Origin of the sequence: Sphingobacterium nematocida (genome assembly GCF_900168125.1) — a bacterium.
Lineage (GTDB): Bacteria > Bacteroidota > Bacteroidia > Sphingobacteriales > Sphingobacteriaceae > Sphingobacterium > Sphingobacterium nematocida.
The window spans coordinates 13,733-34,353 of the sequence record NZ_FUZF01000029.1; the positions used below are offsets into that span (position 1 = coordinate 13,733).

Here is a 20,621-nt window from a genome sequence, read left to right on the forward strand (position 1 = left end):
ACAGATTTATAAAACTAAAAGGTTAATAATATGAGTACTATTAAGAGACCAACGTTTAAAGAACGTTATGACAATTACATCGGTGGTAAATTCGTAGCTCCAACACTGGGAAAATACTTTGACAACATATCTCCTGTAGATGGCAAAGTGTTTACACAAGTCGCACATTCCACCAAAGAGGACCTAGAGTTAGCAGTAGACGCCGCTGCTCATGCTTTCGAGACATGGGGCAAAACTTCCGCAACAGAGCGCAGCATTATTCTCAACAAAATTGCCGACCGCATAGAAGAAAACCTAGAGTATATAGCCGCTGTTGAAACTATCGACAATGGTAAGGCAGTTCGAGAAACATTGAACGCTGATATCCCCTTAGCTATTGATCATTTTAGGTATTTCGCCGGCGTAATCCGTGCAGAAGAAGGCTCGCTAACGGAACTTGATACTAATACAGTTTCTTTAATCGTACATGAGCCGATTGGTGTTGTCGCACAAATCATTCCGTGGAACTTTCCTATACTCATGGCGGTATGGAAATTAGCGCCAGCTCTCGCGGCGGGTAACACGGTTGTTCTTAAACCCGCTGAGAGTACACCTACCTCAATCATAGTACTAATGGAGTTGATAGGTGATTTAATACCTGCAGGGGTTATTAACATCGTCAATGGTTTTGGATCCGAATTAGGTAGAGCACTCGTTACAAACCCTAAAGTATCCAAAGCTGCCTTTACCGGATCTACTGCAACAGGACGTATGGTAATGCAATATGCTACGGAGAATATTATTCCAGTTACGTTGGAGCTTGGTGGAAAATCGCCTAATATATTCTTCAATTCTGTAATGGATGAAGACGACGCCTTCTTAGACAAAGCTATTGAGGGGGCCGTATTATTCGCACTAAACCAAGGAGAGATCTGTACTTGCCCGTCCCGCCTTCTTATCCAAGAAGATATCTACGACCGCTTTATCGCTAAAGTAATTGACCGGGTCAATCAAATCAAAGTTGGAGACCCTCTAGACCCTACTACGATGATGGGAGCACAGGCTTCGAAAATCCAAAAAGACAAAATCATGTCCTACATCCAGTTAGGCAAAGAAGAAGGTGCTGAAGTATTAACAGGAGGAGATCAAAACAATGTAGGCACAGGTTTCGAGGAGGGTTACTACATTAAGCCGACCTTATTTAAAGGCCACAATAAAATGCGCATTTTCCAAGAGGAAATCTTCGGTCCTGTTCTTGCCGTCACTACATTTAAAGACGAAGAAGAAGCTATTGCACTAGCCAATGACACGATCTATGGTTTAGGTGCAGGCGTATGGACACGAGATGCCCATCAGTTATACCAGGTACCTCGTGCTATTCAGGCTGGACGTGTATGGGTCAACCAATACCATTCTTATCCTGCAGGAGCACCTTTCGGAGGTTATAAGCAATCAGGAATAGGGCGTGAAAACCACAAAATGATGCTTGGTCATTACAGACAGACGAAAAACATGCTAATATCTTATAATAAGGAAAAATTAGGGTTCTTTTAATATACTATACTATTGTCCCTCGCTGTATCGCGGGGGACGATATATACCTAAAGCTATTACATCATGATTTCACGATTAGCTATTACTGAAAAGGCTCTGCAATTGGTAGAGAGACTTGAACAAAAACATGGCCCGCTCATGTTTTATCAAGCTGGCGGTTGCTGCGAGGGAACACAACCCCAGTGTTTTGAAAAGGGAGGCTTTTACCCTCGTATGAACGATGTATTAATCGGTCATATAAAAGACTACGAATTCTGGGTAGATCGCGATTTATTTGAATATTGGCAACATGCGCACTTCACGCTGGATGTACTTGAAGGTTTTGGCCCAGGTGGATTTTCATTAGAGAGCCCGCTGGGAAAAACCTTCAAAGTACATTATAGGCTCTTTACAGAGCAAGAGCTTAAAGATTTATCACCAATATTACGGAATGGTTGATCCTTGTATAGGGATGTATTGCCAAAAGCGACTATCCTTGGGCAATATCCAGACCTTCGAGTACCGGAATTGGCTTTTTATTTTCGTCCAAAGCGACAAAAGTGAACAGTCCTTGGATTGCGAGTTCTCGTCCTTCCTCATACATATGCTCTAAGTAGATCTCTACTTTTATCTTTAGACTGGTTCGTCCAATACTATCTACGCGTGCTATAGCTTCGATAATGCTGCCTGAAGGTATAGCTTTTTTAAAATCTATACGATCTGTTGATACTGTAACCAACCGTTTTCGACAAAACCGAGTTGCTGCCATAAAAGATACTTCGTCCATTATAGCCATTGCTTTACCGCCGAATAAAGTGTCGTGATGATTGGTTAGAAAGGGAAAAACCGTTGTACACACGCGGGTCTCAGACTCATTTATCTTTTCTTCAAGTGTCATTGTTGAATAAATTTTCACAAAGGTAGTATTTTATCAACTACCGACTTCAACTCCTATCCCCTTTAATAACAAAGAAGCATTGAATATCGTACACTTTCCGTCTTTCAATTTATAATCAAATAGCATCTCTCCCTGCTCTACCTGAATATCGAAATGGTAATTCTTAAGTATACCCGTATATTCATCCTGTAGCGATGCCAATTGCAGATCATGTGTAGCGACCATTCCTTTACCGTCCATGGCAATCAATTTTTTAATGATAGCTCTGGATCCTAAGTATTTATCAACCGAATTTGTACCTCTCAACATTTCATCGATCAGCACAAAGGTATCGTCGCGTTCTGCGACCAGCTCTAGAATAAACTTCATACGATCTAACTCGGCTTTAAATGTAGAAGTACTCTCATTGAGATCATCCTTTATACGCATATAAGACACTATACTATAAATAGGCAACTCTAATTTTTCAGCACATACCACTGCTCCTGCATATGCCAGTACAGCGTTAATACCTACAGTCCGCAGAAACGTGCTCTTTCCAGCCATATTAGACCCGGTTACTAAAGCGATCCGGTGATCTTTTGAAGTGTAATCATTTGCTACAGCTTTACCCACAGGTATCAATGGATGATTTATTTTGACTGCGACCAAAGCATCTTTGTGAATATCATCTAGTAAGACCGGCGTGGTCCATTCTGGATGATTACGCTTTAAAACAGCTAAACTGACCAGTGCCTCGAAATCAGCTACGATATCAAACGTATTCAGAATATTATCCTCGTAACTCTTTTTCCACTTAACAATAGCCAAGACCTGCCTAAAATCCCATAGAAATATGATATTCAAAATGGAGCCTATCAGCATATTATTTCGTGCATCGAGCTTGTCAACCAAAGCTCCTAGACGTCTAAAAGCTACAGATAGGTTTTCGTGATTATCTGTTTGCAGACTGGCTTGCAAGGCCTTATTCATTTCAGATGCAAACTCTTCTTCCTCAATCATCCGAACCGCATCGGAATACGCTATCAAGGTAGCACCGATCTTATCTATTCGCGAAGAGAAGTAGCTCACTTTACCCGCTAAAGCGAGCGTCCAGCCTAGGTGAGCGATCCCAACTAACAGTAGAATATTCCAAATAGGAGTAATAAATAATGATACAAGTACGCCAATCAACAATAAATACGGTGCTATCGGTACATAAAACCGAAGTGCAGCTGATCCAAAATTAAGCGCTCCATCTTGTAAATACCTCGACAAAAAAGTACGGATATTCGTCTTTTGTCCTAAATTGAAAAGTAGCTTTGTTTGCAATTCCTGTATCCACTCTCCCTTATTATGCAATTCTGAACTCGCTTTCTGACGATCCAAAATCTGTTGTTTACTACCTGCAGCGATAAACCAAGAGGCCAGACGTTCAACACCATCTGCCGTTGCAGCTCGGTTGATTTTTGCGAAAAGAGATTTTGGACCAAATACATCTAAATCTGAAACATAGGGATGTTTCCCATTGTCGTATATCTCGCCACCATTATACATATTAACCCCGCTTGCATTGAGACTCACTTCATTCTGATTGACACGTAAGAAAGCTGCAGCTTCTGCCTTAGATTTTTCCAATCGACTTTGTCGGAGTACAAGGTAAGCAAAAGACAATATGATAACGAGAACCGCAATCAGTAGAAACCAAATGTTGTTCAGTTGAAATATTTTAAAAAGAACTCCGCCTCCAATCAGGATGATTGCTAATCGCAATAAGCTATTTGTATTTATCTTCTTCTCTAAAGAAGAGAGCTCTACCTCAGCTCGTTTTATATTTTCATGATAAAGATCTTTCATATGTATACAATTATTTCATGAGCTCGCAAGATCGGTTTGATTTTCAATGGTCATATGGAATATCCAAAGTATATTATGCACGAATTGTTGTAATTGCTGTGCATGCTGCTTCGCGGTCATTCTTGTTTGTGCAGCCTGTGCTACATGGATATTTCATATTTAATTGCTTTTACCAAGCTTTATCCCCCACCAGAGGAACAAATCTAAAAGTATCTAATTCAATGCGTTCGAAGTCGTTTTCACCGACCCGAAGTATGGTTACCATTTTCTGAGTTTTCTCGTCTCCAACCGGTATCACCAACAGGCCGCCTAACTTAAGTTGCTGCAACATCACTTCCGGCACAAATGGAGCTCCTGCTGTAACAATGATTTTATCATAAGGCGCATGTTGCGGGATGCCTTTGGAACCGTCACCGAGAAAAAAATTAGGCTTATATCCCATATAAGGAAGAACCTGAATCGTTCTGTTGTACAAGCTTTCCTGACGTTCTATCGTAAACACATCTGCACCGAGCTCCAACAGGATACAAGTCTGATACCCCGACCCTGTGCCTATTTCTAATATTTTATCCCCCTTTTTGACGTGGAGTAGCTCGGATTGATAAGCCACAGTATAAGGTTGGGAGATTGTCTGCCCATCCCCTATCGGAAAAGCGATATCTTTGTAAGCTTGGTTCCAGAAAGTCTCGTCAAAGAAAAAATGTCTAGGCACCTTTCCAATGGCCTCCAGCACCTTTTTATCTTGAATCCCTCTACTTTCAAGATGCTTTACGAGTTTATTTCTCGCCCCCTTTTCCCTGTAATTATCTACGAACTTATATGCCATTATTCTTCAAAAATACCCTAATTAACGGATATTTTAAGGAATAAATACAAAATGTTTGAGGTCAGCATCTTTGTAAAAAAACAGGCTACCGTAGGATTATTTTATTTAAGTTGCGTATCTTCCTGCTTTCAAAAACACAAAAGAATGTACAGACTCTTTCTTCTTTCGCTCTTAATCTTAGGTATCTCATGCAACTCCCAATCGGGTGACGCCAATTATAACAATGACTATAAAGCCTCCTTTGACTCTATCTTAAACAGTTATGATCTGACCGGGAGTATACTCATCTACAATCCTCAGCAAAAAGATTACTATTCGAACGATTTTGAATGGGCCAACCGAGGTTTTCTACCAGCTTCTACTTTTAAGATTCCAAATGCGATCATTGCTTTAGAGACTTCTCTAATAAAAAGCGATACTTCAATACTTAGGTGGGATGGCAAACAGCGAGATTTTGACAGTTGGGAAAGAGATCTGACTTTACGTGAAGCTTTTCAGGCATCCTGCGTTCCTTGTTTTCAAGAAATCGCAAGAAAGATCGGCACCACGCAAATGAAGACATACCTCAATAAACTCCATTATAACAATATGGACGTTACAGCAGAAAATATCGATTCCTTCTGGCTCAAAGGTAACTCCCGCATATCCAGTTTTGAACAGATCAATTTTCTAGAACGATTTATCTTAAAAAAACTCCCCATTCTCAACTCCACAAGAGAGTCGATGCTAAAGATCTTTACCATCGAAGAAAATAATATCTACAAACTATCGGGCAAAACGGGCTGGTCTTACAACGAGAAAGACAATAACGGCTGGTTTGTGGGATTCCTCGAAAAAGACAACAAAATATATTACTTTGCACTAAATGCAATCCCCAAAGACCCGAACAATATGGAAAAGTTTACCGAGGGGCGAAAGCAGGCTATTTATGATACATTTAAACTTATGAAACTACTCTAGCATTATGCGTAAAATTACCCTAACCCTAATCTCTTTATTTCTATTTACTCAGATTTCATTTGCACAGCATTTAGATACGCTGAAAATATTGGCCATTGGCAATAGTTTTTCTGAAGATGCAATAGAAAACTACCTTTATGACCTCGCAAAATCCAGCAACAAAAAAATGGTAATTGGTAATCTCTATATAGGTGGAGCTTCTTTAGAATTACATGTCAATAATGCGACTGCCGACAAAGCCAGTTACAGCTATAGAAAAACCAATCTCGATGGAACCAAATCTTCCACTAAAAACACAAGTATATCGCAGGCTATAAAAGACGAGGACTGGGATTACATCAGTCTACAGCAAGCTAGTCCTACCTCGGGCAAATACGACATCATTATGAACAGTCTACCTGCCTTGGTTTCTTACGTGAACGGATTGAAAGCAGAAAAAACGAAGTTGATCTACCACCAAACCTGGGCCTATCAACACGATTCGGACCACAAGGGCTTTGCCAACTACAACAGAAGCCAACAGGCCATGTACGAAGCTATAACTAGTGCGACTAAACGTATCAAGAAATCGAAAACATTTACCTTTATTGTACCTTCAGGTACTGCTATACAAAATGCACGCACATCAACTATAGGCGACAAATATACACGCGATGGCTACCATCTACAGTTAGATTATGGAAGGTTTACTGCTGCTTGTACTTGGTATGAAATGTTGTTTGGAAAAGACGTACGTGACACGAGTTATAAACCGGAAAAAGTAACCGCTGATCAAAGTAAAATTGCAAAAGAGGCCGCCCACAAAGCAGTGAGAAAACCATTTAAAGTGTCTAAAATAAAATTGTAATTATTAAAACTTTAATACCGACGACAAATTCCCTAAACGATACCGTCATCCCGATAAATCGGGATGACGGTATCGAGAAGCCTTTATATGGCTTCAGAATTCGCTAATACGGATCTACATCAATCTGTATACGTACTCCTGTATTCAGTTTATCCAGTTCAAACGAAAGAATTGCTGCCCGTATTAACTCCTTCACCTTTGCAATACTAACATTACCACGTTCTATTTTTAGGGTGATGGTCTGTATATAGTTATTCCGAACTCGAGCCACAAGGGGTGGCTCAGGTCCTAACACTCTATTTCCGAGCGTGCCCCGCAGCAAATTCGCCAATTTTTGCGCCGAATCAAGCGTTTGTTGTTGATCGGGATGCTTTATATCCAACCGGATAAGTCTATAGAAAGGTGGATAATAAAAATTTTTACGTTCGGTCACCTCCTTCATGAACATTCCATCATAATCATGCTGTACCACTTGCTCAATGACGCGATGATTAGGGGTATAGGTCTGAATCACCACTTTACCTATTGCATCTCTCCTTCCTGCGCGGCCTGCCACCTGAGAAAACAACGAAAAAGATCGTTCGTACGCTCTAAAATCAGGAAAGTTGATAATCGTGTCTGCATTGATAATACCAATAAGGCTCACCCGACCAAAATCCAATCCTTTGGCCACCATTTGTGTTCCGATCAACACATCATATTCATGTTCATCAAACGCTGTGATAATCTTGTCAAAACCATGTTTACCTCGCGTCGAATCCAAATCTAAACGACCAATACGTAAATCTGGCATCAAAATTTCTAATTCCTCTTCTACCCTTTCTGTCCCAAAACCTTTACTCTCCATATGTGGCATCCCGCAGGCCGGACACACATTAATAGGAGCTTCCGAATGTCCACAATAGTGACAGTGGAGCAGATGAGATGTCTTATGATAGGTAAGACTCACATCACAGTTAACACATTTGGCCACATATCCACAGGTATTACATTGCACAAAAGGGGTATGTCCGCGACGATTTTGGAAAAGAATAACCTGTTCTTTACGTGCCACAGCCTCCTTAATTCCATTTAATAGCGTCTCACTGAAATAAGAATGCATCTTATTCTTCCGACTTTCTTCCGGAATGTTGACAATTTCTATTTCTGGCAATTGTGCCTCACCGAAACGTTTTAATAATTGTACGAATCCATATTTACCCGCCTTTGCATTATAATAACTTTCTACAGATGGAGTTGCCGATCCCAATAGTACCTTTGCTTGGTGCAAGTGTGCTAGATATATAGCAGTATCACGTGCGTGATACCTGGGCGCTGGATCGAATTGCTTGTAGGAATTTTCATGTTCCTCATCGACGATAATGAGACCGAGTTCCTGAAAAGGAAGAAAAACAGAAGACCGTGCCCCAATAATTATTCTAAACTCGTTTTTTAGCACCTTATGCCACACTTCTGCCCGTTCATTATCGTTAAATTTAGAGTGATAAACCCCTAGTTGATTTCCGAAATGAAGACGAAGCCGCTCCGTGATCTGCGCTGTAAGCGCAATCTCAGGCAAAAGGTATAATGCATTTTTGCCTGTAGCGAGCGCCTGCTCAATAAGGCGTATATAGATCTGTGTCTTACCAGAGGCGGTGACACCATGTAGCAACACTACATCTTTTTCCTGAAAACTCGTATTAATTTCGTCAAAAGCTCCCTGCTGCAGTTTACTAAAAGCAAACTCTTTGGTCATCAAGAAATCGGTTCCTTCAAACCGACTAATCACTTTTTCATGAACCTCAAACACCCCCTTATCAATCAACGCCGTTATTGCCCCCGCACCACAGGCTGATATTTCCATCAGATCCTGTCTACTGATATCTTCTTTGGTCTTTGTCAATTGTAGGTACCCGAGCACAGCGTCTTGTTGCTTTGGTGCCCTATTCAGGCTATCTAACAACAATCGTTTTCCTTCACTATCATTATAGATGGATGCCAGGTGTAAGAAAGACTTTGTCTTCGGTTTATATCGTTCTTTAATCTCCTCCGAAATTAGAATAAATCCCTTCTCAAAAAGAGATCTCAATAGCGGAAAGACAGATTTTTGTCCCAATATCTTGGTTACATCTGCTACCCGCAGTTCCCCGGCAACATCCAAGGCTTCAAGAACTAAATAGGCTTTATCAGAAAGATCTGTACGATCTAGTTCTGGATTTTCAGATGCTACAATTTTAGTTTCGGAGGCCATTTTAAGTGCTGCAGGCAAAGCAGCCTGCATAACCTCTCCGAGCTGACACATATAATAATCCGACATCCACCCCCATAATGCCAGTTGTCCCTGATCGACGATTGGATCATCATCAACTACATCCATGATGTACTTCGCTTCATATTTTTGAGGGGCTTCTGTTGAGACCGTTTTTACAATTGCAGAATAAACCTTGTTCTTACCAAACTGTACAATGACACGTACCCCTACCTGTATCTTTTCATTCCACTCAAAAGGAACTCTATAAGTATAGGTCTTTGCAATCGACAGCGGTAATACAACCTCTACAAAAAGCGTTTTACGTTCAGCAAACAGATCGAGACTATGCATCTAGCAAACTTAGATAAATTGCTATTTATAAGCAATGATAAATGCGCAACATTTAAGAACAATTAATATATCTTCTCCACTAAGGTAGAAAACACACCGACAGAGGAGACAGAAATAAACTAAGGTTAAGCTCTATTTTTTACAGCGGCGACAAATAGGCCAACCCAGCCGATCATAAAGCAAAGCCCTCCTAACGGGGTAATAGGCCCCAAGAAAGAAGCGCCCTCCATTCCGAGCAATGAGCGAACACTAAGCAAATACAATGACCCGGAAAATAAAAGGATACCTATCGTAAAAGCAATATAGGAAACACGGATAGATTGGCTCTTAGCTCTCGAAAAAGTAGAGAGGAATAATAATGCGAAGACATGATAGAAATGATATTGATTCGCAGTCTTCCAAGTATCCAAGTGGTAATCACTTATTTTCCCTTCAAGACCATGCGCACCGAATGCGCCTAAAACCACGGCAATCAAACCAAAAAAAGAAGCAGTCAAAATTATTTGCTTGTTCATGTATTTTTATTCAGAAACCACTTATGTTGAATTATTGTCTATAAATGTATAAAATATCCCCTAGAAACAAAAGATCATGAAAAGTTTTTGTTACGTTATTAACAAAATAGAAGTGAAATAAGTAGGTTTGCAGTATGCGAAATACGATTATCCTTTCGGTTGTTCTATTTGTAGCAGTTGTTGCTGCCTCCCTATATTATTTCCGTAACCTTGATGGCGAGCATAATCGCGCTGCAAAACCTTTGCGCTATCTTCCAGACAATACGCTTCTTATTGCTGCAATTGGCAACAATGAGGTATCCGACAATATCTTTAAAGATTTTGAAGTTTTTGAAGCCTTGCTCGGTCATCAGGAATTCGAGGTGATGAGTCAGTTCAAGACAAAACTGCTCCGCAACGAGGTTCTTAAAAAATATGTTGACGATTCTGAGATCTATATATCATTTCATCCTCAAAATAAACAAGTAGAGACAATATTGACTATACCGACCTCTACAGCAATCACAGCGGCAGAATTTCCGGCGATACTCCATGAAGTGGGCAAATACTATAAGGTTAGCAGTACAGACACCTTAGATCACAAAATATACCAGTTGCAATACGGAAGTAAGGATTCTTCGCTTTATTCAATTTATTACAACAATGTTTTCTTTGCGTCAAAGTCGATGCACCTCTTGACAAGAATACTAGACAAGCACAGTAAACATCTACCCGAGGATCAAATCGATTTCTTCTTAAAGGGAGATTCTAGAAATACCGCGCTGAGTATCTACTTCCCGCATCAACAGTACGACAGCATTGTGAACTTGTATCAACGTAAAAACACAGGCGTATTCTTGGACTTCTTCAAAAACATGCAGGGCCAGTCGGTATGGAATATAAATTTCAAACAAGACGCACTGATGCTCACAGGAGAAAGTGAACTTGATCAATATTCGGAAAACTATGTATCCCTATTTAAGAATCAAGAAAAAACTTCTCAAAACCTATATACTTATTTCCCTTCCAATAGCGCTGTATACATGGAGTTCAGTATCAGCGACCGCTCTCGATTCCAGAAAGATCTAAAAGATCTCTTTAAAAGACGAAAAGAAAAAATTGCAGAAGAAATAGACACAACAGGTGTACAGGAGCAACTTACCAACTTATTGGGTAATGATATTGCCTTTGTTGAGACAACAGGCAGTAATTTTATTGGCTTCATTAAGCTCCAAGAAAAAAATGCCTGGTCTACACTGGAAGACAGGTTTTTAGAGAATTTAGAAGATTCCGTATATAGATTTAAATCTTCGGGACTGCTATATCGACAATATGGGGATCTATTCGAGGAATTTCCTCGTCCTTATTTGACCAAAGTAAACGACGTGATTGTCATAGCAAATAGCAGCAGGACATTGAAAGACTATCGAGATGCTTTTGGACAACGTGACTTACTAACAGGAACATTAGGCTTTAAAAACTTTGAAAAACTACAGGGAAATGAAGCAAACGTAACTTTCTTTGTGCATACTAAAAATGCCAACTCTAAGATTCTAAATTCGCTGACTCCACCTTTTCAGGATAATTTTAAAGACAAAGAAAACTACGGCTATCAAGACTTCTACTCCTGGTCTATACAGTTATCTGGAAACTCTGGCAAATTCATCTCCCAGCTTTACGCTATATTTAAAAGCAAGACGGCTCTAGGCTCTACTCCGGAATGGACTTATGCATTTGAAAATAAAGCAATAACAAAGCCTTACATTTTCGAACATTCCGACACCAGCCAGTTTATTATCATTCAAGAGTTAGACCATACCATTCACGCCATCAGTCCGAAAGGCCAAAAACTGTGGTCTACCGTATTTGCTGGCCGAGTGGTGGGCGATATTCAACAATTGGAAGATCGCAGCCTCTTATTGGTCACAGATCGCAGTCGACTTTATCGTTTTGACGTTAATGGCGAGACATTAAAAGGTTTTTCAATGGGAATATCCGACGAACCTATCTCACAACCTTCCGTGGTTACGCTTCAGGGCAAAAAAGTAATTGTAATACCAACACGAAAAAAAATTTATGCTTATAACCTCGATGGAACCCCGGTAAGTAACTGGCAAACCTTCGAGACAGAAGGAAACATCATAGGCCCTGTCCTGATTGCAGGCAATCAGCTTGTTGTAGGTACTGGTACAGGCAAAATATACTTATTGGGTGAAAATGGACAAAAACTTCGTGAGCTTACTGTAAAAAACAACATTCAAATCAAAAATCCAATCGGCATCTTACAAGGCAACGCGCAACCGATTGAATTTCTCGCGATAGATACGGCTGGATATCTATATCGCATTCCGTTTGAAGGAGCTTCTAAATCCTTTGCTTTACGTACTTCAGGAGAGGCTAATTTTGCCGACTTTGCCCAAATAAACACATCGCCAAATGCCGAATTAGTTTCTATTAACAACTCCTTGCTGCGCGTATATGAAATTACTGACACAACCCGCGTGCTATTTGAATATAACTTCACTAAAGAGATTAATGACGGCCCTCAGTATTTTCAAACACCCAATAGTGGTAGCCTACAAATAGGAATAGCTTCAAAAGCGACCAATTTACTTTATCTATTTAAGGAGGATGGGGCTTTACAGGACGGATTTCCTGTCGAAGGACAACCCCTATTTCACTATGGCAGGATAAACTACAATGGAGATACCTATTTACTGTGTATGCGTAGGGATCACAAATTGTATGCTTTTAGACATCAAAAATAATTTTCTTGCCACCCGAATAATTTGTACGTTTGTAATCTTATATTTTTTATGTTACGAGGAGAAGATAATTTAGCGTTACTGACCGAGCCTAGACGTATTGTAATTACAACACATCATAAACCAGATGGAGATGCTTTAGGCTCTTCATTAGCACTGTACCACTGGCTTAAAAAGCGGAATCACGATGTTTCAGTGGTTTTATCTTCTGATTTCCCAAGTTTCTTAGATTGGATGCCTGGACGGCAGGATGTAATCATCTACTCGGGACAATCTGATAAGGCAACCCAGTTATTAGCTGATGCAGAAATTATTTTCTGTCTCGATTACAGTGCCCTATCACGCACCAATATTTTGGAGCAATTCATTGCTAACTCCAGTGCCCAAAAATGGATGATAGACCATCATCTAGATCCAGAGGACTTCGCATCTCTAGTCTACTGGGATTCGTCTGCTGCAGCCACAGCACAGCTCATCTATACCTTCATAGCTGATGTAATAGGAGCCGGCACAGAAATCGATGCCGACATGGCGACATGTATGTACGCAGGTATCATGACCGATACGGGTTCGTTCCGGTTTCGCTCGACCACTGCCGCTGTACACCATATTATTGCCAACCTGATTGAAGCAGGAGCCCGAAATTGGGAGATTCATGAGCACATTTATAATAGTTCAACAGAGCGAAGGCTAAAGTTCTTGGGCTATGCTTTATTAAACTGTCTAGAGGTAATACCAGAATACAATACGGCACTTTTTGCGATAAGCAAAGAAGATCTTGCACAATTTGATATCACAACAGGAGATACAGAGGGATTGGTAAATTATGCTTTATCCATAAAAGGTATCCGTTTGGCTGCATTAATTATTGACAGAACTGAATTAATTAAATTATCTTTACGCTCGATTGGTGAAATACCTTGTAATGAGATCTGTAAAAAATATTTTAACGGTGGTGGTCACCTAAATGCTTCTGGAGGTAGCTCGTCCGAAAGCTTGTCTGCTGTTGTCAACAAATTCAAATCAATATTACCAGAATATAAAGAGATATTAACAAAGTAAATAAGTATTAAGCAATAAATGAAAAAATCAGTTTTATTTTTATCGGCAGCTGTCATGTTACTAGCTGCTTCATGCCAAAGCTTCAAAAAGGGTGATGGTGGTCTAGAATACAATCTAGTGGACGACGTTGCCAAAGAAAAGGCTGCAGCAGGAGACTTTTTATCTGTTGATCTGACCATCAGATCAGACAAGAATGATTCTTTACTAAACAGTACCTATGATCTAGGTTTACCTCAGATTGTAAATATTGCACCAGATTCTGTCCCTGGAGCTTATAAAGGCGATTACAACTCTATGTTTAGAATGTTGGGAGAGGGAGACTCTGCTGTATTCAAATTGAACATGGATACTATGGCTGCAAAAACAGGCCAACCAAAACCAGAATTTGCAGATAAATTCGTTACGTTTACAGTTAAAGTTAGAAAGCACTTCAAAAAAGGTCAATTGACAGACTCTGCATTGTATGCTCAAATCGATGGCTACTTTAAAGGTGAATTAGAAGGTTTGAAAAAAGCTGAAGAAGGAAAAATTTCTAAATATATCGCTGACAAAAAATTAGAGCCTAAGAAAACTGCTTCGGGCTTACAGTATGTTGTCACTGAAGAAGGTAAAGGTGCTAAACCAGCGTTAGGTGATACAGTGGTTGTAAACTATACAGGTATGTTGACCAATGGTACTGTTTTTGATTCTTCAATCAAAGAAGTAGCCACTAAAAACAACTTGGCCGTAGATCCAATGCGTACATTTGAGCCATTGCGTTTTAGCATTGGAAACCAACCCGTTATTCAAGGATGGACTGAAGGTTTACAGTTATTTGGCAAAGGCACAAAAGCAACACTTATCATTCCTTCATCTTTAGCTTACGGAGACCGTCCTGCAGGACAAAAAATCCCTCCTTACGCGCCATTAGTCTTTGAAGTAGAGCTAGTTGATGTTATCAAAGGTAAAGGAATCGCTCCAGCACCAGCTATGCCTGGTATGGGAGCTCCTACAGTAACAGAGCCTACGAACTAAATCCCGTAGAATTCTCATAAAATAAAGAAGAGCGTCCGAAAAAATCGGACGCTCTTCTTTATTTTATGAGGATCTGTCTTCAAAAGAATACTGCCGATCTTAGCCAAACCTATTAAGCTTTAGTGAGAATAAACTTAAATTCTTTAACATTTTCAAAAATAAAACTTGATTCTTTTAGGGGAATCACTTTTCTTAGGCTTAGATTAGTCTTATTATTGACAATTTGTTATTTTTGAGCAATTCAAATTAAGCTGATCATGCAATCACCCTATACCTTAACCGATACGCATACGCATTTTTACTACAGTATACACACCGAAAAGATGGTGCAACAGATCCAGCGATGTCTAGACCACCACATCGAACGCCTCTTCCTTCCAAATGTAGATAGCGAGTCTATCATAGCAGTGATGGATACCGTAGCGGCTTACCCGGAGTACTGCTTTCCCATGCTAGGTCTACATCCTTGTAGCGTGAAGGAAAATTATAAGGACGAATTAGCGACAATCGAAAAGGCGATAGCAAACCATAAAATTTATGCTATCGGTGAAATAGGAATAGACCTTTATTGGGACAAAAGTACTTTGCCTTGGCAGCAAGATGCATTCCGGACGCAAGTAGCCTGGGCGAAAGAATTAGGACTACCTATTGACATCCACTGTCGTGAAGCTTTTGATGAGACATTCGAACTTTTGGACGAGCTACAAGATGATAAGTTATTCGGGATATTCCACTGTTTCACGGGCAACTTAGAGCAAGCACATCGGGCAATCGATCTCGGATTTAAATTAGGTATAGGTGGTGTAGTCACTTTCAAAAAAGCAGGACTTGATGCTGTGGTAAAAGAGATTCCGCTAGAACACCTTGTCCTAGAGACTGACGCTCCTTATCTAGCTCCTGTACCCTATCGCGGAAAAGAAAATGAAAGCTCTTATCTGCACTATATCGCAGAAAAAGTCGCTGATCTCCATGAAACCAGTATCGAAGAAGTAGCGCGGATAACTACACTAAACTCTAAATCAATTTTTAGTATCTAAACTAATCATGAACATATTCATTATATATACAGGCGGCACCATAGGTATGGTCCAGGACGAATCTGGGACATTTGTTCCTTTTGACTTTGACCTCATAAAAAACAACCTGCCTGATTTAAGTCGTGTAGACTACAAATTGACCGTACACTCTTTCGACCCTATTATTGATTCATCGAATATGAATCCAGAAATCTGGTTAAAAATGGCCCAATTGATTCAGGACAACTATGAAAAGTATGATGGTTTTGTGATTCTGCATGGTTCAGATACGATGGCCTTCAGCGCTTCTATACTCAGTTTTCTACTGGAAGGATTACAGAAGCCTGTTATACTTTCGGGATCACAGCTACCGATTGGTGAAATTCGAACAGATGCTCGGGAAAATATGATGACAGCACTTGAAATTGCTTCGACTAAGCACAATGGTGTATCTGTAATCCAAGAAGTATGTATCTTATTTGACAACAAGCTATTCAGGGGTAATAGAGCATTTAAGTACAATTCAGCAAAGTTTGAGGCTTTCCGCTCTCCAAACTACCCTGTTCTTGTAGAAGCTGGAATACATCTCAAATATAATTTTGAAGCACTACTCAATAATACAGACAAACAACTGGTACATCACCACAAACTGGATGACCATGTAGGTGTGCTTAAACTATTCCCAGGGATCCGTCCGGACACTATAAAGTCTATTTTAGATTCTGACGTACGATCCATCGTTATGGAAACATTTGGATCAGGCAATACGACTACCGACCAGTGGTTTTTAGATCTTTTACAGGACGCTATACGCAAGGGAAAAAATATTTTAAATATATCACAATGTAAAGTAGGCTCTGTCGAACTAGGTCGTTATGAAACAAGTCAAGGATTAAAGGCGATTGGTGTCCTCAATGGCTACGACATGACGTTTGAAGCGGCCATTACCAAGTTAATGTATCTACAGGGTGAATTCGAAGACCAAGAACGTGTCGCTTATTGGGTAGAAAAAGATATCCGAGGAGAATTAACGATCAACGACTAGGCTTTTGGGGTTAGTGTTTTTTTAATGTCTATAGAAAAACAAAAAGCATGCGATTGTTGTTCTTATCCTAAAAACAGTAGTATGCACAAATTAAATATCTATATCGCTTGCCTGATGGGAATACTATTGATGGCCAGCTGCTTTCCCAAAGCTAGCCAAGCTATCCGCTCCCTACCTGTAGAGTCTAAAGAACAGATTCTATCACAATACAACCCAGAACAAATCGCACAAGGGGAGACTCTATTTGCGAATAGTTGTGGCAACTGCCATAAACTAAAACAACCGGAAACAAGGACTGCTGAGCAATGGAATAAAATTGTAAAGCGGATGATTCCAAAAGCTAAACTGAGCGATGACGAGGGGAAATTAGTACGCGCCTATGTCATAGCAAATGCGAAAACTATGTAAGTTTATCTTAATCTGCATAAAAGATAAGTAGATAACTGACGATTCCTTTTTAAAATGATTTTTATTTAAGTTTGAGTAAACAAAGGAATATCCATGCTCAAAATTATTTTTTCATCACTTCTTATTTTTACGACATTTCTCCCGATACAAGCACAGGATACGCTGTATTTTGATAAGGATTGGAAAGAGACAACAAAAGAGAAACATCTCTATTATCGCCCCCTACCAATGCGAAAGATAGGAGAACTGCTCTTAATGCAGGATTATTATCGTAATGGTCAACTACAGATGCAAGGGTATGTACGTGCTGACAATCCCGAAAGTTATGTGGGAGATGCCTATTGGTATGATGAACAGGGTTTTGATTCGGATATGAATCAGCACAAAAATAAAAGTACCGTAAAAGAATTAGTGTATTACCACACCGATGGTAGCTTATGGCAGAAAATAACGTATTCCAGCACAGGTGAGAAAGAAAAAATCACTACCTATTTAAAGGACAAAATAATCGCTGTAGGATTTATATCAGCCAGTGGAAAATTTTCCGGCACATTCAGTTATAGTCAGCCTATAATTTATTACGAAAGTAATTCCGATGAAGATACTTTAATAGAGACCACAGCACCAGCCTTGTTAATGCCTAAAGAAAGTGCAAAGAAAACCGAACCAGACTTCTATTTTATCACCGCATTTTGGAATAATGGAAACAAAGCGAGTGAAACAAAGGTAGTCTATACAACCTACGGCAGCACCACTGAAGTTTACAAAAAACACTGGGATAAGACGGGAAAACTCTTGTCTGAAAGAAAATACAATAACGATGATCAGCCTTCATTCTATGTAAAACAAGATTATTACACACAAAACTATTTTGCAATCAGTCTTGCAGAGACCATATCCTACAAAAACAACGAAAAAGACGGCATCTCTATTGTCTATGATACAAATGGAGATACGCTATACCGTTCTAAATTTGTACATGGAGCACTACAACAGGTTAATATATTCAAGAACAATAAGGTGAGTCAAAGAAATATATATCAAGAGAACGTACCTTATGACGGAGTTTTCACAGAGGAAATGGGCGGAGTCTCTAGAGCTTTTAAATTACGGAAGGGCGTAAAAATAGATGAAGAAGTATTAATAGAGACAGAGAGTTCAAAAACTATTGCTAGAGGCACATACAAAAATGGGCAACCGTGGAGCGGGAGTTTCTATCATGAAGCTGATCTATATGAAATTCTTAGTTACGAAAATGGGCTGCAGAATGGGGTGCAACGCGTATACAACAACCTCTATTTTGAAGATATTAAAGAGGAATATGAAATGAAAAATGGTATTCGCGAAGGATATCGGAAAATTTATGAAGCGGATAACCTCATCGAGGAAAGTGTTTATAAAAATAATCAAATCGTGTCAGGAACTATCCAAGAAGGTGATGCCAAATTAACCTACGTGGACGGAAAACTCAAAACCCGTAATCTCTTCAAACAGGGTATTGATAACAGGCCTTCAAGTAAAGAGGAATTCGAAGGTAATGCATTGAAATCTATCAGCTATTTTGATTTCAGCATAAAAGAAAACCCTAAGGCCTCCTACACAGGTTATTTTAGAAACGAAAAACCTTTTGATGGGTATTTCAAACTGGACACTTTAATAGATGAAATCCCGCTTATAGATTACTACGAAAATGGCGTTCTGAAATATAAGTACTCGTTTGAGTTTATAGAGCAACTGGAAAGTTACGACCATTATACCTATACGCAAAAAACAAGTTACCTCGACGATAAAGTAATAAGTGGCCCATTGTATAAAATGGTTGGAAGAGAAAGGTTAATCCGAATTGACTATGCCGATTCGAAACTGACAGGATTTGATGTCAATTTATTTGCAATGCATTTCTTTTCCCGTATATCATTCCAACTAGAACAAGATGTGTTATCGATTTCAGCAATAGACTCTCCCCTATCTATGAAGGTATACCGCAGCAAAAATGAAAATATCGTAGCTGACCTATATAAGGAAGACAAGTTACTTAGGAAGGGAGATGAGCTAAAACAAGTAGAGGAAGGAAGTCCAAATTCTAGGACTTTTTATTATATCCAAGATAGGCAAATAAAGAGATTTTCCCTTTCAATTCTACCTTTTCTAGACGCAGATATGGAACCGAATAATATAATATCAACATTATATCCGATGTTTCCGATGCAAGGTGTATCAGACATGTCGACACTCCTAATTCAATTATTGGACAAATTTCAATTAGAAAATATAGAAGAGGCGATGTACTCGAGTATCGGTAATAACTTTCCCTTTCAAACAGAACAGCTACTGGCATTCGTAGATTTTGATGAAAACGGTAAAATATCCTTTGGTATCCGCCCAACAGTTCAATCTGACGGCAGTGTTCTGGTTGAAGGCATTGAAAATAATAAAGTTAGAAAAAAAATAATTTTCAAAAATATAGAGGAGATGCTAGCAAATGATAAAGAAGCGCTCCAGAATCTTGAACATAAATTACTCAACGATCCAAATTAATACCTCAGCAGGGGGAATTACCATCTTCCTCCTGCACCACCTCCGCCGGAAGAGCCGCCACCGAAGCTCCCTCCCCCGCCACTGGAAGAAGAGCCTCCTCCAGATGAACCACTACAACTTGACGATCTGCTTTTCACGGGTATGGTGAAGTAACCAAGATGTCTAAAATAATTACAGTTCTGGCAAGAGTCAAACTTCTCTCCTTCTCCAGACGAGGAATAAGTAGCAGAACGAATTGTCTTCGTCTTATTCACCTCTAATGTAAAATAATGACATTGCGGGCAATCTCGAAAGTGCGAACTTTTCTCCCAAGGTAATAAACGGACTTCATTACTGGATGTATTCTTCCATATCTCATACCGTAAGCTCTTTATTGATTCTTCTTTCTTTTGGCCAGGATCCAAGTATTGATTGGGTTTGGCTTTGCTATCGCTACGATTGATCCTTATCCAATTGTTCGTATTATCAGGAGGTGTTGTAATCTTACCCTAGCTAGCTACATCCAAAACTAAAGAATTCCAATCGGAATTGCTATTGCTATCTTGTTGGAACGTAGGAAACTCGGAGAGTTTTCCATATTTCAACAGGAATTCAGTCGGCGTTAACTGCCCCAAAGCAGAATGAGGTCTTTCATTGTTGTACATCCATGCCCATGCGGCTGCATATTTCCTAATATCAGGCAAGCTATTGAACATATAGCTATCAAGCACATCCTGCCTGAAAGTTCTGTTAAACCGTTCTATCAAACTATTTTGTGTAGGTTTTCCTGGTTGGATAAACTGCCATTGTATGTTGTTCTGCTCACACCATCCCCGCATG

General features: G+C 39.6%; 18 protein-coding genes. 11 read left to right on the forward strand and 7 right to left on the reverse strand.

The genetic code is table 11. The features are described from left to right. Positions 1–30 precede the first annotated feature (30 nt). Together B5X76_RS20875 and B5X76_RS20880 are read left to right on the forward strand one after the other, a co-directional pair. A complete protein-coding gene (locus B5X76_RS20875; RefSeq protein ID WP_079645863.1) occupies positions 31–1,533 on the forward strand; it encodes an aldehyde dehydrogenase family protein in 1,503 nt (500 codons plus the stop codon). Between the two features lie 63 nt (positions 1,534–1,596). Further along, positions 1,597–1,971 carry a DUF779 domain-containing protein gene (locus tag B5X76_RS20880; protein ID WP_079645864.1) on the forward strand — a complete coding sequence of 125 codons (375 nt, stop codon included), beginning with the start codon at positions 1,597–1,599 and terminating at the stop codon, positions 1,969–1,971. A gap of 31 nt (positions 1,972–2,002) precedes the next feature. On the opposite strand, the gene B5X76_RS20885 is transcribed toward B5X76_RS20880, so the two are convergent. The 3 genes from B5X76_RS20885 to B5X76_RS20895 all read right to left on the reverse strand — a co-directional run bounded on the left by B5X76_RS20885 (position 2,003) and on the right by B5X76_RS20895 (position 5,072). Beyond that, entirely contained in the window at positions 2,003–2,410 is a 408-nt protein-coding gene (locus B5X76_RS20885; RefSeq protein WP_079645865.1) for an acyl-CoA thioesterase, read from the reverse strand. Between the two features lie 33 nt (positions 2,411–2,443). After that, positions 2,444–4,246 carry a MutS-related protein gene (locus tag B5X76_RS20890; RefSeq protein ID WP_079645866.1) on the reverse strand — a complete coding sequence of 601 codons (1,803 nt, stop codon included), beginning with the start codon at positions 4,244–4,246 and terminating at the stop codon, positions 2,444–2,446. 169 nt (positions 4,247–4,415) lie between these two features. Then, complete coding sequence (locus tag B5X76_RS20895) at positions 4,416–5,072, reverse strand: protein-L-isoaspartate(D-aspartate) O-methyltransferase (protein ID WP_079645867.1); 657 nt, start codon at positions 5,070–5,072, stop codon at positions 4,416–4,418. Positions 5,073–5,216: 144 nt separating this feature from the next. Between B5X76_RS20895 and blaOXA the strand changes: the two genes are divergently transcribed. Both blaOXA and B5X76_RS20905 read left to right on the forward strand, forming a co-directional pair. After that, positions 5,217–6,032, forward strand: coding sequence for a class D beta-lactamase (gene blaOXA / locus B5X76_RS20900; protein WP_079645881.1), 816 nt, complete (start codon positions 5,217–5,219; stop codon positions 6,030–6,032). A gap of 4 nt (positions 6,033–6,036) precedes the next feature. Next, positions 6,037–6,879 carry a DUF4886 domain-containing protein gene (locus B5X76_RS20905; RefSeq protein ID WP_079645868.1) on the forward strand — a complete coding sequence of 281 codons (843 nt, stop codon included), beginning with the start codon at positions 6,037–6,039 and terminating at the stop codon, positions 6,877–6,879. A gap of 103 nt (positions 6,880–6,982) precedes the next feature. Here B5X76_RS20905 and priA read toward each other — a convergent pair whose 3' ends face one another. Both priA and B5X76_RS20915 read right to left on the reverse strand, forming a co-directional pair. Continuing rightward, entirely contained in the window at positions 6,983–9,460 is a 2,478-nt protein-coding gene (gene priA, locus B5X76_RS20910; RefSeq protein WP_079645869.1) for a replication restart helicase PriA, read from the reverse strand. Positions 9,461–9,585: 125 nt separating this feature from the next. Further along, the gene (locus B5X76_RS20915; protein ID WP_079645870.1) at positions 9,586–9,975 is read right to left on the reverse strand and encodes a DUF423 domain-containing protein; all 390 of its coding nucleotides are present in this window, start codon (positions 9,973–9,975) and stop codon (positions 9,586–9,588) included. A 134-nt stretch (positions 9,976–10,109) separates the two neighbouring features. Between B5X76_RS20915 and B5X76_RS20920 the strand changes: the two genes are divergently transcribed. The 7 genes from B5X76_RS20920 (at position 10,110) to B5X76_RS20950 (ending at position 19,802) form a co-directional block, all read left to right on the forward strand. Next, positions 10,110–12,722, forward strand: a complete 2,613-nt coding sequence (locus B5X76_RS20920) for a PQQ-binding-like beta-propeller repeat protein (RefSeq protein WP_079645871.1) — start codon at positions 10,110–10,112, stop codon at positions 12,720–12,722. 48 nt (positions 12,723–12,770) lie between these two features. Continuing rightward, positions 12,771–13,781, forward strand: a complete 1,011-nt coding sequence (locus B5X76_RS20925; RefSeq protein ID WP_079645872.1) for a DHH family phosphoesterase — start codon at positions 12,771–12,773, stop codon at positions 13,779–13,781. 18 nt (positions 13,782–13,799) lie between these two features. Continuing rightward, a complete protein-coding gene (locus B5X76_RS20930) occupies positions 13,800–14,795 on the forward strand; it encodes an FKBP-type peptidyl-prolyl cis-trans isomerase (RefSeq protein WP_079645873.1) in 996 nt (331 codons plus the stop codon). 257 nt (positions 14,796–15,052) lie between these two features. Beyond that, a complete protein-coding gene (locus B5X76_RS20935) occupies positions 15,053–15,832 on the forward strand; it encodes a TatD family hydrolase (RefSeq protein WP_079645874.1) in 780 nt (259 codons plus the stop codon). A 4-nt stretch (positions 15,833–15,836) separates the two neighbouring features. Continuing rightward, positions 15,837–16,856, forward strand: coding sequence for an asparaginase (locus tag B5X76_RS20940; RefSeq protein ID WP_079645875.1), 1,020 nt, complete (start codon positions 15,837–15,839; stop codon positions 16,854–16,856). Between the two features lie 81 nt (positions 16,857–16,937). Next, positions 16,938–17,264 carry a cytochrome c gene (locus tag B5X76_RS20945; protein ID WP_079645876.1) on the forward strand — a complete coding sequence of 109 codons (327 nt, stop codon included), beginning with the start codon at positions 16,938–16,940 and terminating at the stop codon, positions 17,262–17,264. A 93-nt stretch (positions 17,265–17,357) separates the two neighbouring features. After that, complete coding sequence (locus B5X76_RS20950) at positions 17,358–19,802, forward strand: toxin-antitoxin system YwqK family antitoxin (RefSeq protein WP_079645877.1); 2,445 nt, start codon at positions 17,358–17,360, stop codon at positions 19,800–19,802. Between the two features lie 17 nt (positions 19,803–19,819). Here the strand turns inward: B5X76_RS20950 and B5X76_RS20955 are convergent, their stop codons facing one another. After that, complete coding sequence (locus tag B5X76_RS20955; protein WP_079645878.1) at positions 19,820–20,206, reverse strand: hypothetical protein; 387 nt, start codon at positions 20,204–20,206, stop codon at positions 19,820–19,822. Positions 20,207–20,290: 84 nt separating this feature from the next. Then, a partial coding sequence (locus B5X76_RS20960; RefSeq protein ID WP_079645879.1) for an integrase core domain-containing protein occupies positions 20,291–20,621 on the reverse strand: 331 nt, incomplete at its 5' end.